The following is a 22,083-nucleotide window of genomic DNA, read 5'->3' on the forward strand; positions in this document are numbered from 1 at the left end:
GTGGTCGGCAGTCTTGCCCCATGACTCGGTACCGCGTCGACCTCGCCCTGCTGGCCGTGGCGTTGGTGTGGGGATCGAGTTATCTGGCCGCCCAGGAGGTCGTCGACGCGGACAGTGTGCTGGCCTTCCTGGCTGTGCGGTTCGCCATCGCCGCCGGCGTGCTGGCGCTGGTGCTGGGGCGCCGGATCACTCGAATCGGCCGCCCGGAAATACTCGTGGGATCGCTGTTCGGCGCCATCCTGACCGCTATCTGTGTCTGTGAAACATACGGGGTGACAAGGACATCGGCGTCCAATGCCGGTCTCATCATGGCGCTGACGGTGGTGATCACCCCGCTGCTGGGTGGTCGGGGAGCCGTCGCGCCACTGTTCTACGCACCGGCCGCGGTGGTGGTGCTGGGCTGCCTCGCGCTGACCCAGTCCGGTGGTTTTGCGCTGCCCAGTGCCGGCGACGCCCTGATCGTGGCGGCGGCGGTGCTGCGGGCCGTGCACGTCACCGTGATGTCGCGGGCCTCGACGCAGCGCCGGCTCGATCCGGCGGCGGTGACGCTGGTGCAGCTGACCACGGTGGCGGTGCTGGCATCGATGCCGGCCTGCGCGCTGGGACAGTTCTCCGTCGTGCCGCAGATGTCCGGACGGGACTGGGCGCTGATCGCCTATCTCGCGCTGGCGTGCACGGTGTTCGCGTTCGGTGTTCAGATGTGGGCGGTGCGGTACAGCACTCCGGCGCGCATGAGCCTCCTGCTGGGCACCGAGCCGCTGTGGGCGGTGGCGATCGGGGTCGGGCTGGCCGGGGACCCGGTCACCGCCCTCGGCGCGCTCGGCGCCGCACTGGTGGTGGCCGGCACGAACTGGGGCAGAATCGTTGACAGCGCAACGATTTCGACGTCGGCGTCCGACGCGCCAGGACGGCCCCGCAGGCCGGGAGCCGCGGGGCCGCCATCGAAAAAGGGCTGATCAGCAGAGGTGCAGGATGGCGGCCTTGTAGAGGAAGGTCGCGTCGGCGGCGTCGACGTTCTCGTTGGTGTTCTCATAGATCGCGTCGAGCGTGACCTGTTGGGGCACACCGTTGGCGAGGTCCTCGCAGATGGAGTAGCCCATGTCCAGGGCCACCTCCTGGGAAGTGTCGCCGTAGCCGTAATCGGTCAGCTCGGTGAAGTAGCCGGTTTCGTCGGCGCTGGCCGGAGCCGCGACCGCGAGTCCCGCGGCGAACGTCGCCGCGAGGACCGGCAGCAACATCTTCCTCATGGTGGTCATCCCTTCATCCCGTGTTGCGCAGGTGGTTGCCAGTCACAGGACATTTTCCGGTGATGCGCAGCGTAGGGAAGTGTAAAGCCGCCTCACAGGGTTTGCACGCCAATCGAACAGACTCAGCTCTTGGCTTCCCATTCCAGGTAGGCGTCGCGTCCAGCAAGGCTCACCGCGACGTCGGCGATCAGCGGATCGAAGAAGCGCTGTCGGTACAGCGGGTCAACACTGGTGCTCACGGTGAAGTAGAGCCCGGACAGTACGGCGACGAACAGCGAGGTGTGCACCACCGTCTGCGGAATCGGGATGTGGACACCGAACCACGTTCCCGCACAAGGCGGTTGGCCGACCTGGCAGGTCTCCTCGGCGGCCCACAGCACGGTGACGTCATAGGGGATGGCGATGATGCCCAGCGCCAGGAAGAAGGCGAACAGTCCGGCGGTGAACAGCACCACCTGAATGGCTTGGGACACCACCATCACGGCGACGACGTTCATCTGCTCGGCGCGGGAGAGCGGCGTGCGGGTCCCCGCGGGTGCGGTGAAGGGCGTGCCGGCCAGCAGTCGGCCGGCATCGGTCTGTTCGGCGCGGTCGTCCCGCAGCGCCTGCACCTCGTCGCGGATGGTGGTGACCATGAACAGCAGCGCCACCAATGCCAGGAAACCGACTGTCTCCCAGAGGCGTTGACGAGTCATCCGGGCCGAGAGCTGCCACAGTTCGCCGGTGAAATACACCACCACCGTCAGCATCAGCAGCGGCAGCGCCCGGCTCATCAGGGTGCCGAGCGCGCCCAGCTGCACCCAGGCGAACCGGAAGGCCCATGCCGCGATAGACCCGAAACCCAGGTAGGTCAACCAGATCGCGAGCAGTGAGATCAGCACGAACAGTGGCGCCTCGGCGGCCGCGGCGCCGGACCAACCGCTGACCGTCACCGGCATCACCACCACGAAGATGGCCATCACCCCCCAGGCGCCCCAGCGCCGGGCGGCCTCGCCGAGTGCGGTGGATCGGCGGTGCAGTGTCACGAGCACGAACGGGGCGGCCAGCAGCACGAGCGTGATGATGCCCAGCCGCAACGCGTATGCGTAGTTCGGGCCGTCGCCGGTGACCTCGGCCAGCAGCATGGTCAGCGCGGTCAGCGCACCCACCGAACTGATCATCGGCGCCGAACGTTCGATCAACCTCCGGGACCGCACCCGGCGGGTCAGCACCAGCGGCAGACCGCGATGCAGAAACCACTCGTGCACCTGCTCGTCGTTCTTGGTCGGGCTGCTGTCGGACACCGCAACATTGTGCGCGTTCGGCGGCCGAATGGCGTGCCACCACGCGCGATCGGCGCCATGAGGCACAGTGGACGGATGCGACGTGGACTTACCCGGCCCGGGAACTGGGGGATCTCGGCGCGGTCGGCTTTCGTCGCAGCCAGCGTGGTGTTCGTGGCGCTCGGTGTCACCGGGATGGTGCTGGCCGGCGTGCTCTACCGCTCGATGCTCAGCGAGGTCGACAACGCCGCCGCCGCGCGGGTGGCCCGGGCCGCCGCGGTGATCGCCGCCCGTGGCCCGGCCGCGCTGGACGCCGAACTGCTCGCCACCGACACCCGGGTGCTGGCCGTGCAGGTCATCGGCGCCGACGGCACGGTGCTGCACCGCTCGCCGGGAGCGCCGTCCACACCGCTGATCCCGGTCGGTGAGATCGGTGCGGGCCCGCGGATCGGTATGCCCGAACATGATTCACCGTTCGGCGAGATCCGTTTCAGCGCGCAGACCGTCATCGGCCCCGACGCGGCGCGCTACACCGTGGTCGTCGGTGAGGGCAGTCCGCTGGTGCTCTCGACGGTGGGGACCGTGGTGACCGCGCTGGCGGTGGCAGCGCCCGTGGTGATCGCGGTGTCGGCGGCCGCGACCTATCTGCTGGTGCGCCGATCCATGCGGTCGGTGGACGATATCCGCTCCCGGGTCGCCGATATCACCACCTCGGATCTGACCGGCCGGGTGCCGGTGCCGGACAGTCGTGACGAGATCGCCGCGCTGGCGGTGACGATGAACGAGATGCTGGCCCGCGTCGAGGCCGGGCACGCCGCACAGCAGCGGTTCGTCGGGGACGCGTCACACGAATTGCGCAGTCCGTTGGCCACCATCATCTCGGCCCTCGAGGTCGCCCAGGCCCATCCCGATCTGCTCAACCCCGAACTGGCGCAACACACGCTGATGCCCGAGGCGCAGCGGATGCGCTCGCTGATCGATGATCTGCTGTTGCTGGCGCGTGCCGACGAGCGGGGCTGGAACATCCGCCGCGACGATGTCGATCTGGACGACCTGGCGAACGGCGAGATCGAACGGCTGCGGCGGGACAGTGATCTGGAGGTGACCGTGAGCATCGAACCGGTACGCGTCAGCGGCGATCCGCCGGCACTGGCCAGGGTGCTACGTAATCTGCTGGACAACGCCGCCCGGCATGCCGCATCGGTGATCGAGGTGGACCTGCGCCACCGCAATGGGCAGGCGGTCCTGACCATCGGCGATGACGGCCCGGGAATACCTGCGGGGGACCGGCTTCGGGTGTTCGATCGGTTCGTCCGCCTCGACGAGGGCCGGTCCCGGGGCGCCGGCGGCACCGGGCTGGGGCTGGCGATCGTGTCCGAGATCCTCGCGGCCCACCACGGTCAGGTCCGCATCGAGGATCGCCCCGGCGGCGGGACGCGGGCGGTGGTTCAGTTGTCGGCGGCCAGCCGGTAGCCGACACCCCGGATGGTCTCGATGGTGTTGGTGCCGAACGGGATGTCGATCTTGCGGCGGACATAACCGACGTACACCTCGACGACATTGTCCGGGCCGTCGTAGTGGGCGTCCCAGACGTTGTGCAGGATATCTGCCTTGGTGACCGCGACGTTCTTGTTGCGCATCAGATACTCCAGCACCCCGTACTCGCGCGGGGTCAACGACAGCGCCTTGTCGCCGCGTTGCACGAGGCGCCGGCCCGGATCCACCGTCAGCGTGCCCGCGGTCAGCATCGGCGGCTTGTGCGGTGCCGCGCGGCGCACCAGGGCGCGGAGCCTGGCCACCAGCACAATGAACGAGAACGGCTTCGTCAGGTAGTCGTCGGCGCCGAGATCGAACGCGTCGGTCTGGTCGTACTCGCCGTCCTTGGCGGTCAGCATCAGCACCGGCGTCCACACCGAACGCGCCCGCATGCGGCGGAGCACCTCGTAGCCGTTGAGACCGGGGAGCATGATGTCGAGGACCACGACGTCGAAGTCGTTCTCGGTCGCCTGCCACAGTCCGTCGATACCGTTGGCAGCCTCCACGACGGCGAACCCTTCAGCCCGCAGGCCGATTGCCAGGGTGGAACTCAACCGGGGTTCGTCCTCGACGATCAGAACTCTCATAACGTCTCTATGTCTACAGGCTCAGCGCAGAGGTCGGCACGCCACACTGTGCGCGGCGCCCGCATGTCAACGACGAGCATGAAGGAGAAAGCGCTGGTGCGTGGCGCGCCGACGGTCTGTTCGGCCTGCGTATCCAGTGACGCTAGCCCTCGTATCGACGGTTGGGACGAAAACACCGAAACCGCTGCCCAGCAGCCCCGATGCCGAGCCTGCGGTCCGGCCACACGCCGGGCGGCCGCCGACGGCGAAGTCGCGTATCGACCGAATTGTTCGGGCCCCGTTCGGTGAACAACTCCGGAAATCCGGCTGAAACCCATACGCAATTTCTGCGTCGGCAGTCGGCGGAATTCGGGCCGCACGGTTATTTCGAAAGCACTCCGCCGCGGATTCGGCGTGACCTGCGTCACTCGATGTATAACGATTCGATAACGTTGCCCGGGCCGCGGTCGGTCCGGCAGCTGCGGTGTTCGCGCTGGTAAGCAGGCGGTGGCCAGCGTTGCCCGATGTCAAACGTGAGCTGTCGCAACTTGATCCGCCTCTTCGGCTGTGTCTACGGTCTTGGCACCGAAGACCTGAAACCAAATGTGATCGATGACTGCTCGGTGGTGACTTTTACTCGATATGAATGGCGTACAAACTGCTCCGGAAATTCGTACCGGCGCACATAATTGGGCCACCGCGTTACGGCCGCCTCGAGGATCCGACGCCGTCGCAATTCGCGACCTGGTGGCCGAAACCGGTGTGCTGGACCTCAATTCGACCTATGCCTATCTGCTGCTGAGCACCGATTTCGCCGAGACGTCGATCGTCGCGGACGTCGACGGCCGGCTGCAGGGCTTCATCACCGGATACCGGCCGCCGCAGCGGCCGGACGTGCTGTTCGTGTGGCAGGTCGCCGTCGCGCCGTCCGCCCAGCGCGGCGGGCTGGCCGCGGCCATGCTCGACGCCCTGGTGGACCGGGTGCGCGCCGGGGGCGACGGTGCTCCGCTCACCGTCGAGGCCACCGTATCGCCGGGCAATGCCAGTTCACGCGCCTTCTTCGGCGCTTTTGCGCGCCGGCACGGTGTGGCACTGACCGAGCGCCCGCACTTCACCGCCGATCAACTCGATCCCGATGGCGCCCACGAGGACGAACCGTTGCTGAGGATCGGGCCCATCGACCGTGCGAAAGCCGTCTGACCTGTCCGGCCGGTTCGTGTTCGATTCACTGTATTTCACTGAAAATTATTGGAGGACAATACTTTGCTGCTCGATACCCCGCTGACGACCGCTCCGGCCCTCACCGAAGCCGACCTACCTTCGGTGTTCTCCACTGTCGAATCCGAGGTACGCAGCTACTGCCGAAACTGGCCCACCGTCCTGACCACCGCCAAGGACTCCTGGGTGACGGACAGCGAGGGTCGCCGCTATCTCGATTTCTTCGCCGGCGCTGGTGCACTGAATTACGGGCACAACAACGCCCAGCTCAAGGGTGCGCTGCTGGAGTACCTGAGCGGCGATGGCATCGTGCACTCGCTGGACATCGCGACGGCGGCCAAGCAGAACTTCCTCGAGACGTTCGACCGACTGATCCTCAAGCCCCGAAAGCTGGACTACAAGGTCCAGTTCCCCGGGCCGACCGGGGCGAACTCGGTGGAATCGGCACTGAAACTGGCGCGCAAGGTGACCGGGCGTGAGTCGATCATCAGCTTCACCAACGCATTCCACGGGATGACGCTGGGCGCACTGTCGGTGACCGGAAACTCGATGAAGCGGGCCGGAGCCGGAATCCCGTTGGTGCACGCGACGCCGATGCCCTACGACAACTACTTCGGGGGAGTCACCGAGGATTTCCACTGGTTCGAGCGGGTGCTCGACGACTCGGGCAGCGGACTCAACCGTCCCGCGGCGGTGATCGTGGAAACCGTGCAGGGCGAGGGCGGCCTCAACGTGGCGCGCCTGGAGTGGCTGCAGGAACTGGCGAACCTGTGCCAGAAGCGCGAGATCCTGCTCATCGTCGACGACGTCCAGATGGGTTGCGGACGCACCGGTGAGTTCTTCAGCTTCGAGGCCGCGGGCATCGTGCCCGATATCGTCACGCTGTCGAAGTCGATCAGTGGTTACGGCCTGCCGATGGCGCTCACCCTGTTCCGCCCGGAACTCGACGTGTGGGCGCCGGGGGAGCACAACGGCACCTTCCGTGGACACAACCCGGCATTTGTCACGGCCACCAAGGCGATCGAAACATACTGGAAAGACCACGAATTCGCGTCCGAAACCGCCGAGAAGGGCACGCTGCTGCGCGACGGTCTCGACAAGATCGCGCTGTCGCATGACGGGGTGTCGGCCCGCGGCAGGGGTATGGCGCAGGGCCTCAAGTTCGATGACGCAGACCTTGCCGCCGACGTGTGCCGGGCCGCGTTCGAGCGCGRCACCCTGATGGAGACCAGCGGTCCGTCCGACGAGGTGGTGAAGCTGCTTCCGCCGCTCACCACGTCACGCAGCGATCTGGAGTCGGGCCTGGAGATCCTGGCCGAATCCGTCGCCGCGACCGTCTAGACACCGACAGGCCAGAGCAGAGAGGGATAACAATGATTGTTCGTACCACCGCCGAGATCACCGGGACCGACCGCGACGTGGCCGCCGAATCCTGGCGCTCCAAACGGATCATCCTGGCCGGCGACGGCGTCGGATTCTCGTTCCACGAGACGACCATCGAGGCATCCTCGGTCCACGACTTCCACTACCAGCACCACGTCGAGGCGGTGTGGGTCGTCGAGGGCAACGGGACCCTGACCAACCTGGAGACCGGTGAGGTCCACCCGCTCGCCCCGGGCACCATGTACCTGCTCAACGGGCACGAGCGGCACCGGGTCGCCTGCGATGAGCAGCTGCGCATGTTGTGTGTGTTCAACCCGCCGGTGACGGGCAAGGAGGTCCACGACGAGTCCGGCGCCTACCCGGCACCGCAGGTGGTGGCATGAGCGCGGCGCTACAGGAGGACCTACAGGACCCGTACCCGACCCGGCTCGACCATGCGATCGCACCGATCGAACGCCGCGAGCCCGCGGTGTGGGGTGCCGCGGGCAATGGACCGTTGGCAGCCCAGGAGCTGGATTCCTTTGCCGCGCAGGGCTATCTGATCCGGCCGGACTCCGTCGCCGAAGACATGCTTTCGCCGCTCGGACGCGAACTGGAACGCCTGGCAGCCGAACTCGACGATGACGACCCCAGGGTGATCCGCGAGCCCGGCGGCTCCATCCGCTCCATCTTCGCGCCACATCTGCTCAGCGAGCTCGTCTCCGAGGTGGTGCGGCTGGACACGGTGCTGCCCGTCGCGCGCCAGCTGCTCGGCAGCGACGTCTACATCCACCAGGCCCGGATCAACCTGATGCCGGCGTTCACCGGCACCGGTTTCTACTGGCACTCCGATTTCGAGACCTGGCACGCCGAGGACGGCATGCCGCAGATGCGCGCGGTGTCGTGCTCGATCGCGCTGACCCGTAACTATCCCTACAACGGATCGCTGATGGTGATTCCGGGATCGCACCGGACCTTCTATCCGTGCGTGGGCGCCACTCCGCAGAACCACCACAGTTCGTCGCTGGTCGCTCAGCAGTTCGGGGTGCCCGACGAGAACACCCTGACCAAGGCGGTCGACGGGGACGGTATCGAACAGTTCACCGGCGCAGCCGGTTCGGCGCTCTGGTTCGACTGCAACCTGCTGCACGGGTCGGGCTCGAACATCACTCCGCTGCCGCGCTCGAACGTCTTCCTGGTGTTCAACTCCGTCGACAATCAGCTGTCCGCGCCATACGCCGCGGACGGGATCCGACCCGAGTACCTGGCGGCCCGGCGCACCCGCTCGCTCGGGTTGCCGGTGCCCGCCCCTACGGCAGCGGCAGGGGCACCTCAGGCACGTGCGGAGTGAGACCCGGCGGGATCGCGGTCCCAGAAGGGGGCGCGGTCCCCGGCAGCGGTGTGCCGAGCTGATCCACCGGTATCTGTCCGAGCAGGCCGCCCCGCAGGTAGCCGCCCTCGTAGAGATGCCACACCCGCCTCGGGAGGTCGATCCCGGACAGGGCTGCATGTTCGTCGCCGGGCGCGACGTCGAACATCGCGCCTTCACCGGGTGCCGAGGGCGTCAGGTTCTGCGGTAGAAAAGTGGAGTTGTTCAGTCCCAGGAGGTTCGGCGGCACGCCGGGTGGTCCGCCCGGCGCCAGCGGCACCGGGTTCTGGCCCAGGAGGTACTGATTCAGGTCGGTGGGCAAGCCGGGCAGCAACGATGCGTCCCGGACCAATGGCGCACCGATGATCGGCAGCGGCGGGCCCGGCGGGACCGGAGGAAGTGCAGGCGCCGCCGGATCGGTCGGCAGAGGCGGAAGTGGTTGCGCAGCTGCGGTTGTCGACGATCCCACCGCGGCGAGTATCCCGGCCACCGCGATACTCCCGACGATCATCATGGCCGCCCCCAGGCGAACTTGGCCGTTCATCAGACCGCCTTGGTGACACCGTAGTGCGCGACGATGTCCTCGGTGCCCGAGGTTCTGCTCGTCAAGATCGCGTATGACCGCAGGAATGACTGACCGAGACAGCCGTCGATGGTGATGTGCACATCATTGAGCGTGACGCGGGTGGTCGTGCCACTGAAATTCTTGTTCATCACCGGGACGTCCCGTACCAGCCCGGGTTGCAGGTCGACCTTGATCGCGCCGGAGACGCTCCCGCCGAGGTCGACCGCGGGTAGCGGGAAAAGGTCGAACCCGCCAATGCCGACGCCGCCGCCGAGTACCACCTTGTCCAGCGCTATGCCGCAGCCGATCTGATAACCGACGACCATCGTTCCGCCGTCCAGTTCGGTGGTGCCCGATCCGTCCACCGTCCCGGTGAATGTGCCGGCCGCCAGGTATTCACGCGACGAGACAGCAGTCGTCAATGGCGCAACCGGTAGCTGAGTCTCGCTCGTCGCGCYGAGCGTCAGGACCCAGCCATCGGGGGTCGTCACCACACTGGGCGGCGCCGACGCGACGACCCCGGTGTCCGGGGGTGGCATTGCCGGGTCAGGCGGCGGTTCCCCCGAGGCGGGCGCTGCCATGGCCAACGCGACGAGCGCGCACACCGCGGTGAGCGCGCCGCGACGAAGCACCATGTGAAGTACCGGCGGCCGAATCCGCGGTTGTGGTGACATTCGTGCGGTGCGCGGTTCAGACAATCTTGGTGACACCGAGGTAGGTGATGACATCTTCGGTGTCCTTGGTCGAGACCGACAGCGTTGCGTAGGACCGGATGAAGGACTGCCCGACACATCGATCGAAGTTGACGCGCAGGCCGGTGATGGTGACGCGTGCATCCACGCCGTCGAACTCCATATCGGTGACATCGACCACGGAGATCTCGCCGGGCAGCAGATCGACGACTCCATCGAGACCGACCTCGACGTCGAAAACTGGTACCGGGAAACCGAGACCGAGGCCGGCGCGCGGGCTGATCTGGACCTTTTCGAGCAGAACGCCACAGCCGATCTGGTACCCGGCGACCAGTGTTCCTCCGTCGACCTTCGTTGCGCCCGAACCGGTGACCTTCCCGGCGAACGTGCCGCCGACCAAGTACTCCCGCGTCGAGACGGCGGTCGTGAGCGGTGTCACCGGCAGCTGGGACTCATCGCGTCCAGACACCTCGATGTGCCAGCCGTCGGGAGTGTCGACAATTCCGGGGGGACCCGACGGAACGGCGCCCGGTGGCCCGGACTGGCCGGCGTTGGCGACCGGCTGCACGGGGTCGGGCACTGGCTCTGCCCGCGCCAAAGGCCCTGTCGCCACAGCAATCGACACGCAGGCGATTGTCAGGGCGGCGGAACTTCTCGCCATGGTGGGTCCGCCTCTCGAAGACCTGATCTCGCGAACTGTAGTCCCGCACCGCCGGCCGGGAGAGGTGATTGACAGGTCGGCGAAGCCCCTTGAGGATTCTGCTATGCGCCGGATCCATGATTCTCTGCATCGGCACAGCGGGAGTCGTCGATGACATCGTCATGTCTGCTCCGGCGGACACTGACCACATCGCTGTGCGCCATCGGCGTGAGCCTGGGTTGCGCCATCACCGTATCGGCCGATCCCGGCCCGCCAGAGCCTCCGCTTCCCGGGCCGGCGGTCGATGTGCCGGTTGCGCTCGAGGCGTCGGGTCCCATGGAGGCGGGCTGTCGGCAGTTCGGCGCGGTGCTGCGGCTCTCCTCCGCGTACTACAACGACTTCGCCTATGCGATCGCCGGCAACGGCGCCGAGGTCGACTACCGGGATCCGAAGGTCCAAGGCGAGAACGTGGAAGGTCGTACCGCACTGCGGAAGGCGGCCGGTGAGGCGATGACTGTGGCGTCGGCGCCCGGAGTGCCGCCGGTGATCGCCGACCCGATGCGCTCATGGTCATGGCATGCAGCGAAGCTGGCGATGGCCATGGGAATTCGTGCCGACGGCGACACCCTCAACAACGCGGCGGCCGAACTCAACAAGGACGCTGAACGTACCGAGATGGCCTGCGCCAACGCGGGGGTTCGTCCCACGATCAGCCACCAGCGGTAGCGCCACCTGTCCCGTCCGCGACGTGCCTTCGAGAGCTCGGGGTACGTCCCCTAGGGTGGGCCCTATGCAACGGATCATCGGCACCGAGGTCGAATACGGCATTTCCTCGCCGTCGGACCCGACGGCGAATCCGATCCTGACCTCGACTCAGGCGGTGCTGGCCTACGCGGCCGCCGCCGGGTTACAGCGCGCCAAGCGCACGCGCTGGGATTACGAGGTGGAATCCCCGCTGCGCGATGCCCGCGGATTCGACCTGTCCCGGTCGTCCGGGCCGGCGCCGATCATCGACGCCGACGAGGTCGGCGCGGCGAACATGATCCTGACCAACGGGGCCCGGCTCTACGTCGACCACGCGCACCCGGAGTACTCGGCTCCCGAGGTGACCGACCCGATGGACGCGGTGATCTGGGACAAGGCCGGCGAACGCGTCATGGAGGCCGCCGCACGGCACGTGGCCAGCGTGCCCGGAGCGGTCAAGCTGCAGCTCTACAAGAACAACGTCGACGGCAAGGGCGCCTCCTACGGCACCCACGAGAACTATCTGATGTCACGCCAGACGCCGTTCTCCGCCGTCATCGCCGGGTTCACACCGTTCCTGGTGTCGCGCCAGGTGTTCACCGGGTCCGGGCGCGTCGGCATCGGCCCGTCCGGCGACGAGCCCGGCTTCCAGCTGTCCCAGCGGGCCGACTACATCGAGGTCGAGGTCGGACTGGAGACCACCCTCAAGCGCGGCATCATCAACACCCGAGACGAACCGCACGCCGATGCCGACAAGTACCGGCGCCTGCACGTCATCATCGGTGACGCGAACCTCGCCGAGACGTCGACCTATCTCAAGGTCGGCACCAGCTCGCTGGTGCTGGACCTCATCGAAGAGGGACCCGCGCACGGTATCGATCTGTCCGATCTGGCGCTGGCCCGGCCGGTGCACGCCGTGCACGTGGTCAGCCGCGACCCGTCGCTGCGCGCCACCGTCGCACTCGCCGACGGCCGCGAACTGACCGCGCTTGCGCTGCAACGGATCTACCTGGACCGGGTGGCCAAGCTGGTGGCCGCCCGCGATCCGGACCCGAGGGCCAACCATGTCCTGGAGACCTGGGCGCACGTGCTGGATCTGCTGGAACGCGACCCGATGGAATGCGCCGAGATCCTGGACTGGCCTGCCAAGCTGCGACTCCTCGAGGGTTTCCGGCAGCGGGAGAACCTGACCTGGTCGGCCCCGCGGCTGCACCTGGTGGATCTGCAGTACTCCGATGTGCGCCTGGACAAGGGCTTGTACAACCGGCTGGTGGCACGCGGGTCGATGCAGCGCCTGGTGACCGAGCAGCAGGTGATCGACGCCGTCGACAACCCGCCGACCGACACCCGCGCCTACTTCCGCGGCGAATGCCTGCGGCGGTTCGGCGCCGATATCGCCGCGGCAAGCTGGGACTCGGTCATCTTCGATCTGGGTGGAGATTCACTCGTCCGGATTCCGACGCTGGAACCGCTGCGCGGCAGCAAGGCACACGTCGGTGCGCTGCTGGACTCGGTGGACAGTGCCGCCGAACTGGTCGAGCAGCTCACCACATAAGCTGCGCTATCCCAAGCATTGCCGGTGTTGACCGGTAGTGTGAAAGAACCGGACGAGCAATCAGGAGGCAGCGATGGCTCAGGAGCAGACCAAGCGTGGCGGCGGCGGTGGCGAGGACGACGACGCCAGCGGCCCTTCGGCGGGCGGCCAAGAGCGCCGCGAGAAGCTGGCCGAGGAGACCGACGATCTGCTCGATGAGATCGATGACGTCCTGGAAGAGAACGCCGAGGACTTCGTGCGCGCCTATGTTCAAAAGGGCGGCCAGTGACGGCCTGGTCGAATAAGCCTTTCACCAATCCGCTCGATCTCACGTCATCACATCTGAATCTGTCGTCCTTCTCGGATTTTCTGAGCAGGCAGGCACCGGAGTTGCTTCCGGGCGGTGTCTCGCACGCCGTCCCCAGTGGTGGTGTCGATCTGCCGCACGGCACGACGATCGTGGCGCTCAGGTACCCCGGCGGGGTCCTCATCGCCGGTGACCGGCGCGCCACCCAGGGCAACATGATCGCCAGTCGCGACGTGCAGAAGGTGCACATCGCCGACGACTACGCGGCCACCGGCATCGCGGGCACCGCGGCGATCGCCGTCGAATTCGCCCGGCTCTACGCGGTGGAGCTCGAGCACTACGAAAAGGTCGAGGGTGTCCCGCTGACCTTCCGCGGCAAGGTGAACCGGCTGGCCACCATGGTCCGCGGCAACCTCGGTGCGGCCCTTCAGGGTTTCGTCGCGCTACCCCTGCTGGTCGCCTTCGATGTCGACGCGGTCGATCCGGTCAACGCCGGTCGCATCGTGTCCTTCGACGCGGCCGGCGGCTGGAACATCGAGGAAGAGGGCTACCAGGCAGTGGGTTCGGGATCGCTGTTCGCCAAGTCGTCGATCAAAAAGCTGTACACGCAGGTGACCGACGCCGATACGGCGCTCAAGGCCGCCATCGAGGCGCTCTATGACGCCGCCGACGACGACTCGGCCACCGGCGGACCGGATCTGGTGCGCGGTATCTACCCGACCGCCGTGCTGATCGAAGCTGCCGGCGCCGAGGAAGTGACCGAGGCCCGGATCGCGGGGCTCGCGCGCGAAGTCATCGAGCGCCGGACGCGTACGGACGGGAACGGCTGATGAGCTTTCCGTACTTCATCTCGCCCGAGCAGGCGATGCGCGAGCGTTCCGAGCTTGCCCGCAAAGGCATTTCACGCGGACGCAGTGTGGTCGTACTGGCCTACGACAGCGGTGTGCTTTTCGTGGCCGAGAACCCGTCGCGTTCCCTGCAGAAGGTCAGTGAGCTCTACGACCGGGTCGGCTTCGCCGCCGTCGGACGCTTCAACGAGTTCGACAAGCTGCGGGTGGCCGGTATCCAGTTCGCCGACACCCGCGGCTACGCCTACGACCGCCGGGACGTCACCGGCCGGCAGCTGGCGAATGTGTACGCCCAGGCGCTCGGCACCATCTTCACCGAACAGGCCAAGCCGTTCGAGGTCGAGCTGTGTGTCGCCGAGGTGGCGCATTACGGGGAGACGAAAGCCCCTGAGCTGTACCGCATCACCTACGACGGCTCGATCGCCGACGAGCCACATTTCGTGGTGATGGGTGGCACCACCGAGCCGATCGCCACCGCGCTGGGGGAGTCCTTCACCGAGAACGCCAGTTTGGCCGACGCGGTGAAGATCGCGGTGAACGCCCTGCGCGCCGGTGGTAGCGGCAGCGAACCCCGGGTGCTGGAACCGTCCACCATGGAGGTGGCGATCCTGGACGCCGGCCGTCCCCGTCGTGCGTTCCGGCGCATCACCGGGGCCGCGCTGGAGGCCCTGGTGCCCGACACGGAACCGGATCAGCCTGCCGCGGAGTAAGGCGCAACGAACCGGCGGGAAACGAACCGCCGTGCAGCCTTGCGCACCGTTACCGATACCCAACCCGTAAGCTCGATCATGTGCAGCGACGGATCATGGGAATTGAGACTGAATTCGGGGTGACCTGCACGTTTCACGGTCACCGGCGGCTCAGTCCGGACGAGGTTGCCCGCTATCTGTTCCGGCGGGTGGTGTCCTGGGGCCGCAGCTCCAACGTCTTCCTCCGCAACGGGGCGCGGTTGTACCTCGATGTGGGGTCACATCCGGAGTACGCGACGGCCGAGTGCGACAACCTCGCCCAGCTCGTCACGCATGACCGCGCCGGTGAGCGGGTGCTCGAAGATCTGCTGATCGATGCCGAGCAGCGGCTGGCCGATGAGGGCATCGGCGGCGACATCTACCTGTTCAAGAACAACACCGACTCCGCGGGCAACTCCTACGGCTGCCACGAGAACTACCTCATCGTGCGGGCCGGCGAGTTCTCCCGGATCTCGGATGTCCTGCTGCCGTTCCTGGTGACCCGTCAGCTGATCTGCGGCGCCGGAAAGGTGCTGCAGACCCCCAAGTCGGCCACCTTCTGCCTGAGCCAGCGCGCCGAGCACATCTGGGAGGGCGTGTCGAGTGCGACGACCCGTTCGCGCCCGATCATCAACACCCGCGACGAGCCGCACGCCGACGCCGAGAAGTACCGCCGGCTGCACGTGATCGTCGGTGACTCCAACATGTGCGAGTCCACCACCATGCTGAAGGTCGGGACGGCCTCGCTGGTGTTGGAGATGATCGAAGCCGGCGTGGCCTTCCGGGACTTCTCGCTGGACAACCCGATCCGGGCCATCCGCGAGGTGAGCCACGATCTGACCGGGCGCCGCCCGGTGCGGCTGGCGGGCGGTCGGCAAGCCAGCGCGCTCGACATCCAGCGTGAGTACTACGGCCGTGCGGTGGAGTACCTGCAGACCCGTGAACCGAACACCCAGATCGAGCAGGTCGTCGATCTGTGGGGTCGCCAGCTCGACGCGGTGGAAAGCCAGGATTTCGCGAAGGTCGACACCGAGATCGACTGGGTGATCAAGCGCAAGCTGTTCCAGCGCTACCAGGATCGCTACAGCATGGAGCTCGCCGATCCCAAGATCGCGCAGCTCGACCTCGCCTACCACGACATCAAGCGCGGTCGCGGGGTGTTCGACCTGCTGCAGCGCAAGGGGCTGGCCGCGCGGATCACCACCGACGAGGAGATCGAAGCCGCGGTCAACACCCCGCCCCAGACCACCCGGGCCAAGCTGCGTGGCGAGTTCATCAGCGCCGCACAGGAAGCGGGCCGGGATTTCACCGTCGACTGGGTGCACCTCAAGCTCAACGACCAGGCTCAGCGCACCGTGCTGTGCAAGGACCCGTTCCGCTCGGTGGACGAGCGGGTCAAGCGGCTGATCGCGAGCATGTGAGCGGGTCGCGCCGGGATCGCGGCCGCTGCACGCCCTAAGCTGCTTTGGTGCCGACATCCAAGGTCGAAAGACTGATGAATCTGGTGATCGCACTGTTGTCCACCAGTTCCTATCTCACCGCGGAGAAGATCCGCAAGAACGTGGCCGGCTACTCCGACAGCGCCAGTGACGAGGCGTTCTCGCGGATGTTCGAGCGCGACAAGAACGAACTGCGCGACCTGGGCATCCCGCTGGAGACCGGCAGGATGTCCTCGTTCGATGCGACCGAGGGTTACCGCATCAACCGGAAGGCCTACGCGCTGCCGCCGGTCGAGCTGACCGCCGAGGAGTCGGCCTCGGTCGCGGTCGCGACGCAGCTGTGGCAGTCCCCGGAGATGGTCACCGCCACCCAGAGCGCCCTGCTCAAGTTGCGTGCCGCCGGCGTCGACGTCGATTCCGAGGACGCCGGAGTGGCGTTCACTTCGACCGCCGCACTGCCCGGACTGCGCGGCTCCGAGGAGGTGCTGGGAGTCCTGTTGGCCGCCAGCAATTCCGGGCGAGTGGTGCAGTTCGAGCACCGTCCGTCCCGCAACGATCCGTACCGCACCCGCACGGTGGAACCGTGGGGCGTGGTCACCCATCGGGGGCGCTGGTATCTGGTCGGGCACGACCGGGACCGTGCGGACACGCGCACCTTCCGGCTGTCGCGCATCACCGGCGCCAAACCCGTCGGGCCGGCCGGGGCGGTGACCCCACCGGAAGGGGTGAATCTGCGACAGATCGTGCAGCGGGTGGTGGCCGATGTCCCCACCGGCGAGCGCGCCCGGGTGTGGATCGCCGAGGGGCGGGCCACCGCACTGCGCCGCCAGGCCGCCACGGCGACCCCGAGCGTGTGGCGGGGTCGTGCCGGGGAGGAGATCACCGTCGACATCGGCATGTACGACCGGCTGGCACGGGAGATCGCCAGCTATGGCACCGATGCCGTGGCACTGGATCCGCCGCAGTTGCGCGAGGACGTGGTGGCGCGGTTGCGCGGGCAGGCGGAGCGCGCATGAGTCAGGTCTCCAGCCGGCTGGTCCGGTTGCTCAACATGGTCCCGTACTTCAAGGCCAATCCCCGGGTGACCCGCGACGAGGCGGCTGCGGCCCTCGGTGTGACCCGGAAACAACTCGACGCCGATCTCGAACAGCTCTGGCTGTGCGGACTGCCCGGATACGGCCCCGGCGATCTGATCGACTTCGACTTCACCGGCGACACCATCGAGGTCACCTTCGCCGCCGGGGTGGACCATCCGTTGCGGCTGACCTCGCCCGAGGCCACCGGCATCCTGGTGGCGTTGCGCGCCCTGCTCGATGTGCCGGGCATGGTCGATCCGCGGGCCGCGCGCTCTGCGATCGCCAAGATCGAATCTGCCGCAGGCACCGCCGGGGCCGTCGGAAACGCCGAACTGGAGAGCGACGAGCCCGAGAGCGCGACGGCCGCCGCGGTGCGTGACGCCGCCCGTACCGGCAAGGCGCTCTCGCTGGAGTACCACTCGGCGTCCCACGACACGGTGTCGAGCCGCATCGTCGACCCCATCCGGGTGGTGCTGGTCAGCGACCGCAGCTATCTGGAGGCGTGGTGCCGCACCGCCGAGGGGGTGCGGCTGTTCCGGTTCGACCGCATCGTGGACGCCCAGGTGCTCGACGAGCCCGCCCGGCCGCCGGCGCCTGCGGTGCAGGCCGGACCCGACACCGCGCTGTTCGACGCCGACGCCGAGGATCCCTCGTTGCACTCGGCACGCCTGCTCATCGACCGCTCGGCGGAATGGATGTTCGACTACTACCCGTTGCGAGTGATCACCGAGCTCGCCGACGGTGCCTGCGAAGCGGCCATGACCTACGCTTCCGATGAGTGGATGGCCCGGTTCGTATTGGGCTTCGGATCGGCGGTGCGGGTGTTGACACCGCAGTCGCTGGCCGAGAAGGTCCGCGAGACCGCCGCGGCTGCGGTACGCGCTTACGAAGACGAGTAGACTCGACCACAACTTGCGGAGGTGTTTGAATTGGGCGGTCTTCAACCGTGGCACTGGCTGATCGTTATCGCGGCTTTCATTCTGTTGTTCGGTGCCAAGAAGCTCCCGGACGCAGCGCGTTCTCTGGGTAAGTCGATGCGCATCTTCAAGTCCGAGATCAAAGAGATGCAGGCCGACGGCGCCGACAAGCCGGAAGCCGCGCCGCTTCCCGCCACCCCGGTCACCTCGGAGCGCGTGGAGACACCTGCGCCCGAGCAGTCCGGCGACAAGCGACCGGCCTGATAGCTGCCAAGTCCGTCCCATCGCGGTGTGATGTCGCGTCGATAGGGCGCGCCTGCCTGCATCGACGTTAAGGCTGCCCGTGCACCCCCCTGGAATTTTCAAGAGGTTCGACCCGCGCCAACGACGCGCCCGGGCGAATCCCGACGGCACCATGTCGCTGGTCGATCATCTCGCCGAACTGCGCAACCGGCTGCTGATTGCGACCGCGGCGGTGGTGCTGACCACGATCGTCGGTTTCTTCTGGTACACCCACGGCGTCTTCGGCTTCCACAGCCTCGGCGAGTGGCTTCGCGGTCCGTACTGTTCGCTGCCGGAGTCCGCGCGCGCCACCATCGCCCCCGACGGGCAGTGCCGATTGCTGGCCACCGGTCCGTTCGACCAGTTCATGTTGCGGCTGAAGGTCGCCCTGACCGCCGGGATCGTGCTGGCCTGCCCGGTCTGGCTGTATCAGCTCTGGGCGTTCATCACCCCGGGCCTGTACCGCAAGGAACGGCGTTTCGGCATGGCGTTCGTCGGGGTGGGCGCGGTGCTGTTCATCGGCGGCTCAGTGCTGGCCTACGTGGTGTTGTCCACCGCGTTGAGCTTCCTGCTCACCGTCGGCAGCGACGTCCAGGTCACCGCGCTCTCGGGTGATCAGTACTTCGGCTTCCTGATCAACCTGCTGCTGGTGTTCGGGATCAGCTTCGAGTTCCCGCTGCTGATCATCATGCTCAACGTGATCGGCGTGCTGCCCTACGCGAAACTCAAGGAGTGGCGCCGCGGCCTGATCTTCGCGCTGTTCGTGTTCGCCGCGTTCGCGACGCCGGGTTCCGACCCGTTCTCCATGCTGGCGCTCGCGCTGGCGCTGACCGTGCTGCTCGAGCTCGCCATCCAGGTCACCCGCGTGCACGACAAGCGCAAGGCCCGCCGCGAGGCGCTGGCCGAGGTCCCCGAGGATGAGGCTGCGCCGATCCCGGCCGCCGAACCGATCGCGCCGCCGACCGCGGTGTCCTCCCAGAAATTGTTCGACGACGATGTCACCTGAGTCCGGGCCGCCTGAGTCCGGTCCGGAACTGCTCGGTTTCGCCGCGCAGCTTCCCTTCGGCCTCGATCCTTTCCAGGTACGTGCCTGTGTCGCTCTGGAGTCCGGCCACGGAGTGCTGGTCTGCGCACCGACCGGAGCCGGCAAGACCGTCGTCGGCGAGTTCGCGGTGCACCTGGCACTGGCGGCGGGCCGGAAGTGCTTCTACACCACCCCGATCAAGGCGCTGAGCAACCAGAAGCACCTCGACCTCGTGCGCCGCTACGGCGCCGACCGGGTCGGGTTGCTCACCGGCGACCAGTCGATCAACTCGGACGCCCCGGTGGTCATCATGACCACCGAAGTGCTGCGCAACATGCTCTATGCCGACTCGCCGGCACTGCAGGGGCTTTCCCATGTGGTGATGGACGAGGTGCACTTCCTGGCCGACCGGATGCGCGGCGCGGTGTGGGAGGAGGTCATCCTGCACCTGCCCGAAGAGGTGCGACTGGTCAGCCTCTCCGCCACGGTGAGCAACGCCGAGGAGTTCGGGGGCTGGATCCAGACCGTGCGCGGGGACACCACCGTGGTGGTCGACGAGCACCGACCGGTTCCGCTTTCTCAGCACATGATGGTCGGCAAGCGACTCTTCGACCTGTTCGAGGGTGGTGGGCAGACCACCCTGGTGGACCCGAACCTGCTGCGTCACATCGCGCACCGCCGTGAGGCCGACCGGCTGGCGGACTGGCAGCCGCGGGGCCGCAACCGGGGCAGGCAGGGCCGCCCGACCGTGCACCGCGGGCCGTCGCGACCCGATGTCATCGCCACCCTGGATGCCGAGGGACTGCTTCCGGCAATCACTTTCGTCTTCTCCCGGGCCGGCTGCGATGCGGCGGTCAAGCAGTGCCTGCGCGCACCGCTGCGACTCACCAACGACGAAGAACGCGCCCGCATCACCGAGGTCATCGACCGGCGGTGTGCCGACCTCGCCCAATCCGATCTGGGCGTGCTCGGCTACTACGAGTGGCGCGAGGGCCTGTTGCGGGGGCTGGCGGCCCATCACGCGGGCATGCTGCCGGTCTTCCGGCACACCGTCGAGGAACTCTTCACCGCGGGGCTGGTGCGGGCGGTGTTCGCCACCGAGACACTGGCTTTGGGCATCAACATGCCCGCCCGCACCGTGGTGCTGGAGCGCCTGGTCAAGTACAACGGCGAGCAACACGCCCCGCTGACGCCGGGGGAGTACACCCAGCTGACCGGGCGCGCGGGTCGCCGCGGGATCGACATCGAAGGTCACGCGGTGGTGCTGTGGCACGCCGATGACAACGCCGCGGAACCCGCCGAGGTCGCCGGTCTGGCCTCGACACGCACCTTCCCGCTGAAGAGTTCCTTTGCGCCGTCGTACAACATGACGATCAACCTGGTCCAGCAGATGGGCCCGGACCTGGCGCGCCAACTGCTGGAACGGTCCTTCGCGCAGTACCAGGCCGACCGTTCGGTGGTGGGCCTGGTGCGAGGCGTCGAACGCGGGGAGCGCATGCTCGCCGAGATCGCCGCCGAGCTGGACCCCGAGATGCTCGAATACGCGCGCTTGCGTGCCGAGATCAGCACCCGGGAACGCGCTCAGTCGCGGGCATCGCGGCTGCACCGGCGCCGGGCGGCCGACGAGGCGCTGGCCGGTTTGCGCCGCGGCGACATCATCACCATCACCCAGGGCCGCCGGGGTGGGCTGGCCGTGGTCCTCGAACCCGCCCCCGACAGCGACGACCCGCGGCCGCTGGTCCTCACCGAACATCGCTGGGCCGGGCGTATCTCGTCGGCCGACTACTCCGGGGCGTCCACCCGGCTGGGATCGATGACGCTGCCCAAGCGCGTCGAGCACCGCCAGCCCCGGGTGCGCCGTGACCTGGCATCGGCGCTGCGGTCGGCGGCCGCCGGCCTGGATGTGCCGTCCCGGCGCCGGGAGCAGGGCGGCGTCGACCGTGATGTGGACCCCGAACTGGCCGGGCTGCGTGACCAACTGCGCCGCCATCCCGCCCACGGCGCGGCCGACCGCGAGGCCCAGGTCCGTGCGGCCGAGCGCTATCTGCGCATCGAACGCGACAACGAGCAGATCCGGCAGAAGGTCGCCGCCGCCACCAATTCCCTGGCGCGCACGTTCGACAAGATTCTGGTGCTGCTGACCGAGCGGGGCTTCATCGATCCGGCCGGCGACACGCCGAAGGTCACCGAGGACGGGCGGTTGCTCGCGCGGATCTACAGCGAGAGTGACCTTTTGGTCGCCGAGTGCCTGCGCCAAGGCGTCTGGGAGGGTCTGGCACCGGCCGAGCTGGCGGCCGTGGTGTCCGCGGTGCAGTTCGAATCGCGCGGTGACGGCACCGGCCCGCAGGGCCTGCAGATCCCGACGGGGGGCATCCGGCGCGCGCTGGCGGGCACCCGCCGGCTGTGGGCCCAGATCCGCAGTGACGAACAGCGGCAACGCATTGCGCACAGCCGCGAACCCGACGACGGCTTCGTGGCCGCCATCCACCAGTGGGCCACCACCGGTGATTTGGCCTCCTCACTGGCGGCATCCGATGTCAGCGGCAGCGGATCCCCGCTGTCCGCGGGAGATTTCGTGCGGTGGTGCCGTCAGGTCCTGGATCTGCTGGACCAGGTGCGCAATGCCGCCCCCACACCGGCGCTGCGGACAGCGGCGAAACGCGCCATCACCGACATTCGACGAGGCGTCGTAGCAGTTGATGCAGGGTAGTGTGGCGGCGTAGAACG

General features: G+C 67.5%; 23 protein-coding genes. 17 read left to right on the forward strand and 6 right to left on the reverse strand.

The features are described 5' to 3' along the window. The first annotated feature begins 20 nt into the window (after nucleotides 1–20). Nucleotides 21–956 carry a DMT family transporter gene (locus AC1DTF_RS00645; protein ID WP_477472636.1) on the forward strand — a complete coding sequence of 312 codons (936 nt, stop codon included), beginning with the start codon at nucleotides 21–23 and terminating at the stop codon, nucleotides 954–956. Here AC1DTF_RS00645 and AC1DTF_RS00650 read toward each other — a convergent pair whose 3' ends face one another. Beyond that, nucleotides 957–1,256 (reverse strand): DUF732 domain-containing protein, encoded by a 300-nt coding sequence (locus AC1DTF_RS00650; protein WP_057165258.1) that lies wholly within the window; start codon nucleotides 1,254–1,256, stop codon nucleotides 957–959. Nucleotides 1,257–1,369: 113 nt separating this feature from the next. After that, nucleotides 1,370–2,530 (reverse strand): hypothetical protein, encoded by a 1,161-nt coding sequence (locus AC1DTF_RS00655; RefSeq protein WP_200962034.1) that lies wholly within the window; start codon nucleotides 2,528–2,530, stop codon nucleotides 1,370–1,372. 75 nt (nucleotides 2,531–2,605) lie between these two features. Here AC1DTF_RS00655 and AC1DTF_RS00660 point away from each other — a divergent pair, with 75 nt between their 5' ends. Then, entirely contained in the window at nucleotides 2,606–3,982 is a 1,377-nt protein-coding gene (locus AC1DTF_RS00660; RefSeq protein ID WP_057165259.1) for a HAMP domain-containing sensor histidine kinase, read from the forward strand. On the opposite strand, the gene AC1DTF_RS00665 is transcribed toward AC1DTF_RS00660, so the two are convergent. Beyond that, complete coding sequence (locus tag AC1DTF_RS00665; protein WP_057165260.1) at nucleotides 3,958–4,632, reverse strand: response regulator transcription factor; 675 nt, start codon at nucleotides 4,630–4,632, stop codon at nucleotides 3,958–3,960. The genes AC1DTF_RS00660 and AC1DTF_RS00665 overlap by 25 nt on opposite strands. Nucleotides 4,633–5,253: 621 nt before the next feature. Between AC1DTF_RS00665 and ectA the strand changes: the two genes are divergently transcribed. From ectA to thpD, 4 genes are all read left to right on the forward strand, one after another. Then, entirely contained in the window at nucleotides 5,254–5,811 is a 558-nt protein-coding gene (ectA, locus tag AC1DTF_RS00670; RefSeq protein WP_477472637.1) for a diaminobutyrate acetyltransferase, read from the forward strand. A 63-nt stretch (nucleotides 5,812–5,874) separates the two neighbouring features. Beyond that, nucleotides 5,875–7,170 (forward strand): diaminobutyrate--2-oxoglutarate transaminase, encoded by a 1,296-nt coding sequence (gene ectB, locus AC1DTF_RS00675; RefSeq protein ID WP_477472638.1) that lies wholly within the window; start codon nucleotides 5,875–5,877, stop codon nucleotides 7,168–7,170. A 32-nt stretch (nucleotides 7,171–7,202) separates the two neighbouring features. After that, nucleotides 7,203–7,595, forward strand: coding sequence for an ectoine synthase (locus tag AC1DTF_RS00680; RefSeq protein ID WP_477472639.1), 393 nt, complete (start codon nucleotides 7,203–7,205; stop codon nucleotides 7,593–7,595). Continuing rightward, nucleotides 7,592–8,542 carry an ectoine hydroxylase gene (thpD, locus tag AC1DTF_RS00685; RefSeq protein WP_477472640.1) on the forward strand — a complete coding sequence of 317 codons (951 nt, stop codon included), beginning with the start codon at nucleotides 7,592–7,594 and terminating at the stop codon, nucleotides 8,540–8,542. The genes AC1DTF_RS00680 and thpD overlap by 4 nt, the downstream gene beginning before the upstream one ends. On the opposite strand, the gene AC1DTF_RS00690 is transcribed toward thpD, so the two are convergent. The 3 genes from AC1DTF_RS00690 to AC1DTF_RS00700 are packed head-to-tail and all read right to left on the reverse strand — an operon-like array spanning nucleotide 8,502 to nucleotide 10,478. Further along, nucleotides 8,502–9,104, reverse strand: coding sequence for a hypothetical protein (locus tag AC1DTF_RS00690; RefSeq protein WP_477472641.1), 603 nt, complete (start codon nucleotides 9,102–9,104; stop codon nucleotides 8,502–8,504). The two genes, thpD and AC1DTF_RS00690, sit on opposite strands and share 41 nt — an antisense overlap. Then, on the reverse strand, nucleotides 9,104–9,760 hold the full coding sequence (locus AC1DTF_RS00695; RefSeq protein WP_477472642.1) for an MspA family porin: 657 nt from the start codon (nucleotides 9,758–9,760) through the stop codon (nucleotides 9,104–9,106). Before AC1DTF_RS00695 ends, AC1DTF_RS00690 begins: the two co-directional genes overlap by 1 nt. Nucleotides 9,761–9,815: 55 nt before the next feature. Beyond that, on the reverse strand, nucleotides 9,816–10,478 hold the full coding sequence (locus AC1DTF_RS00700; protein WP_477472643.1) for an MspA family porin: 663 nt from the start codon (nucleotides 10,476–10,478) through the stop codon (nucleotides 9,816–9,818). Between the two features lie 150 nt (nucleotides 10,479–10,628). Between AC1DTF_RS00700 and AC1DTF_RS00705 the strand changes: the two genes are divergently transcribed. From AC1DTF_RS00705 to AC1DTF_RS00755, 11 genes are all read left to right on the forward strand, one after another. Beyond that, nucleotides 10,629–11,183 carry a hypothetical protein gene (locus AC1DTF_RS00705; RefSeq protein ID WP_477472644.1) on the forward strand — a complete coding sequence of 185 codons (555 nt, stop codon included), beginning with the start codon at nucleotides 10,629–10,631 and terminating at the stop codon, nucleotides 11,181–11,183. Nucleotides 11,184–11,247: 64 nt separating this feature from the next. Continuing rightward, nucleotides 11,248–12,756 (forward strand): depupylase/deamidase Dop, encoded by a 1,509-nt coding sequence (gene dop, locus AC1DTF_RS00710; RefSeq protein ID WP_057165264.1) that lies wholly within the window; start codon nucleotides 11,248–11,250, stop codon nucleotides 12,754–12,756. Nucleotides 12,757–12,829: 73 nt separating this feature from the next. Continuing rightward, nucleotides 12,830–13,024 (forward strand): ubiquitin-like protein Pup, encoded by a 195-nt coding sequence (locus AC1DTF_RS00715; protein WP_057165265.1) that lies wholly within the window; start codon nucleotides 12,830–12,832, stop codon nucleotides 13,022–13,024. Beyond that, on the forward strand, nucleotides 13,021–13,872 hold the full coding sequence (gene prcB, locus AC1DTF_RS00720; protein WP_477472645.1) for a proteasome subunit beta: 852 nt from the start codon (nucleotides 13,021–13,023) through the stop codon (nucleotides 13,870–13,872). The genes AC1DTF_RS00715 and prcB overlap by 4 nt, the downstream gene beginning before the upstream one ends. Further along, nucleotides 13,872–14,600: a proteasome subunit alpha gene (gene prcA / locus AC1DTF_RS00725; protein WP_057165266.1), complete on the forward strand. Its 729-nt coding sequence runs from the start codon at nucleotides 13,872–13,874 to the stop codon at nucleotides 14,598–14,600. Before prcB ends, prcA begins: the two co-directional genes overlap by 1 nt. Nucleotides 14,601–14,680: 80 nt before the next feature. Then, on the forward strand, nucleotides 14,681–16,039 hold the full coding sequence (gene pafA / locus AC1DTF_RS00730) for a Pup--protein ligase (RefSeq protein ID WP_477472646.1): 1,359 nt from the start codon (nucleotides 14,681–14,683) through the stop codon (nucleotides 16,037–16,039). Nucleotides 16,040–16,086: 47 nt separating this feature from the next. Then, nucleotides 16,087–17,073, forward strand: coding sequence for a helix-turn-helix transcriptional regulator (locus AC1DTF_RS00735; protein WP_477472647.1), 987 nt, complete (start codon nucleotides 16,087–16,089; stop codon nucleotides 17,071–17,073). Then, on the forward strand, nucleotides 17,070–18,032 hold the full coding sequence (locus tag AC1DTF_RS00740; protein ID WP_057165268.1) for a helix-turn-helix transcriptional regulator: 963 nt from the start codon (nucleotides 17,070–17,072) through the stop codon (nucleotides 18,030–18,032). The genes AC1DTF_RS00735 and AC1DTF_RS00740 overlap by 4 nt, the downstream gene beginning before the upstream one ends. 30 nt (nucleotides 18,033–18,062) lie before the next feature. Further along, nucleotides 18,063–18,314, forward strand: a complete 252-nt coding sequence (tatA, locus tag AC1DTF_RS00745; protein WP_057165574.1) for a Sec-independent protein translocase subunit TatA — start codon at nucleotides 18,063–18,065, stop codon at nucleotides 18,312–18,314. Nucleotides 18,315–18,393: 79 nt separating this feature from the next. Then, nucleotides 18,394–19,338: a twin-arginine translocase subunit TatC gene (gene tatC, locus AC1DTF_RS00750; protein WP_477472648.1), complete on the forward strand. Its 945-nt coding sequence runs from the start codon at nucleotides 18,394–18,396 to the stop codon at nucleotides 19,336–19,338. Further along, the gene (locus AC1DTF_RS00755) at nucleotides 19,328–22,066 is read left to right on the forward strand and encodes a DEAD/DEAH box helicase (protein WP_477472649.1); all 2,739 of its coding nucleotides are present in this window, start codon (nucleotides 19,328–19,330) and stop codon (nucleotides 22,064–22,066) included. Before tatC ends, AC1DTF_RS00755 begins: the two co-directional genes overlap by 11 nt. Nucleotides 22,067–22,083: the final 17 nt, after the last annotated feature.

It is taken from the genome of Mycobacterium sp. P4_H6, assembly GCF_056400845.1.